The organism is Methanobrevibacter sp. (assembly GCF_045577275.1).
Lineage (GTDB): Archaea > Methanobacteriota > Methanobacteria > Methanobacteriales > Methanobacteriaceae > Methanobrevibacter.
The window spans coordinates 1-1622 of sequence record NZ_JAZNIB010000328.1; the positions used below are offsets into that span (position 1 = coordinate 1).

The window sequence follows — 1622 nt, forward strand, 5'->3', positions numbered from 1 at the left end:
TATTGACGACATTAACGAGATAGTTCCAGAAAAAGTGACAGAGAAAAAGAAGTCTCCAAGAAGAAAGGAGAACAAAGATGGTAATTAAAACATTAAAGGCATTCACTTTGCGTGATACGGAAACAGGCAAGCTGACATCACTTGCTCATGGAGTAGTTGCAACAGTGGATTCAACAACAGGCAATCAGTTGATTTCTGATGGTTTGGCACAGGAGCACACTCCACTTGTTCCAGAGGGAACAAAGACCATTGTTGCCAATGGCACATATGATGTGACACAGTATGCAAATGCAGAGGTGTCTGTTGTGCCTAATTTTGAAATTTTAGTTTCAGCAATTGATGGAACAGAGGAATTGTTTGGAAAGTTAGCTAGTGAATTGCAGGAGAATGTTGAGATTGCAAACAATGCAATCACAGGAAAACTCTTATATGTGACAGATTACACAGGTTTCTCAAGCAATGTTGAGGAGCAGAGTGGCAACTATCTTGCAATTAAGGTTGAGGCAGTTGCAGGTGCAACCATTACTGTTGAATTAATCAATGGAACACTTGGTCATCCTGTGACACTTGATTCTGATGGAATGATTGTTCTAAGAATTGCAGATGTATCAACTCAGTCAATCAGAGTTGTTGCAACAAAGGGCAGTGTTTCAGAAACTCAGAATTATGCAATCTCTGATCTAGTTTTAGATACAGAGGAATAATTTCCATGATGTTGTTTAGGCAAATTCCTCATAAGGGAGGAACACATTATGAATGAAATTTCAGCAGTTAGTCAAATCACTGCTCAAGATGTTGCTGACTACTTGAGAATCAGTGAGGTGACACAAGATGATATAAACACTCTCAATACTCTTTTGACAGTTGCCAAGGCATATATTTCTAATTACACAGGGCAGACCATTGAAAATCTTGACGATTTTGAGGACATCATCATTGTTGTTTTAATTTTGTGTCAAGATATGTGGGATAATCGAACACTCTATGTTGATTCAAGCAATCCAAACAAAGTGGTTGAGTCCATTCTAGGTCTGCATTCGGTGAACTTATTATGATTAATGCAGGAAAATACAATAAGAAAATCAGCATATGTCAAACAACCATTGTCACTGATGAGGCAGGATTTCAAACAGAAGTGCCAACAGTTGTCTTGCAACCTTATGCCAAAGTAAAGACTACAAGGGGAATGACGCTCATCAAAAATAATACGGATTTTGAAAAAGCATTCACCAATTTTATAATCAGATTTCCTCAAACACCTATCAATAGAGATATGTGGATTGAGTTCAATGGCAAGACATACACCATTGAATATCTGAACAATGTGAATGAGGCAAATGTGGAGCTTGAAATCCAAGCCAAGGAGGTCACTCACTAATGGCTAAGTTTGAGATGGAATTGCCAACAGAAATCATGAAAGATTTTGAAAAAATCTATAAGGATTCCGAAAAAATTTTTGGTGAGATGACAAGAGCAGGGGCAGAGGTTGTGAATAAAAATATTCAAGCCAATGTGCCTCAGTCAATCAGACAGTCCAAAATGATGGATTGTCTCAAAATGACAAGAACATACAAGACAAGTCGGATCGTAGCCATGTCGTTCTGTGAGCCAAGGAGTTGCTG

4 protein-coding genes are annotated in these 1622 nt (G+C 38.2%); all 4 read left to right on the plus strand.

The features are described from left to right. Positions 1 to 77: 77 nt before the first annotated feature. Positions 78 to 704, plus strand: coding sequence for a hypothetical protein (locus ACKI67_RS09515; protein ID WP_407463293.1), 627 nt, complete (start codon positions 78 to 80; stop codon positions 702 to 704). A 48-nt stretch (positions 705 to 752) separates the two neighbouring features. Beyond that, positions 753 to 1055 (plus strand): head-tail connector protein, encoded by a 303-nt coding sequence (locus ACKI67_RS09520; protein WP_407463294.1) that lies wholly within the window; start codon positions 753 to 755, stop codon positions 1053 to 1055. Then, positions 1052 to 1378, plus strand: coding sequence for a phage head closure protein (locus ACKI67_RS09525; protein WP_407463295.1), 327 nt, complete (start codon positions 1052 to 1054; stop codon positions 1376 to 1378). Before ACKI67_RS09520 ends, ACKI67_RS09525 begins: the two co-directional genes overlap by 4 nt. After that, a partial coding sequence (locus ACKI67_RS09530) for a hypothetical protein (protein WP_407463296.1) occupies positions 1378 to 1622 on the plus strand: 245 nt, incomplete at its 3' end. The genes ACKI67_RS09525 and ACKI67_RS09530, both read left to right, overlap by 1 nt.